We start from the raw sequence: 406 nt of genomic DNA on the forward strand, positions 1-406 counted from the left end.
CCTGTTCAACGCTCAACTTTATCCGCAGGGTAAGACCGCCATGTTCCTGGCGTTTATGGGGATCAGTGAGGGTGCGATTCCGTTTGCGCTGGAAAGCCCCATCACCGCCATTCCGTCGTATATGGTCGGCGCTATTGTCGGCTCAACCGCCGCTGTCTGGCTGGGCGCAGTGCAATGGTTCCCGGAGTCCGCTATCTGGGCATGGCCGCTGGTCACTAACCTGGGCGTCTATATGGCGGGGATCGCGCTGGGGGCAGTCATAACTGCGCTGATGGTGGTGTTCCTGCGTCTGATGATGTTCCGTAAAGGCAAATTGTTAATCGATAGCCTGTAAGAAGGAAAATCCAGATGACATTACTCGCTTCGCTGCGCGACTGGCTTAAGGCGCAACAACTGGATGCAGTGC

General features: G+C 56.2%; 1 pseudogene. It reads left to right on the plus strand.

The features are described 5' to 3' along the window. Window positions 1-334, plus strand: a pseudogene (locus D3242_RS33205) (hypothetical protein); the annotation flags it as partial. Window positions 335-406: the final 72 nt, after the last annotated feature.

The sequence above is a fragment of the Mesorhizobium jarvisii genome, assembly GCF_003601985.1.
Lineage (GTDB): Bacteria > Pseudomonadota > Alphaproteobacteria > Rhizobiales > Rhizobiaceae > Mesorhizobium > Mesorhizobium jarvisii.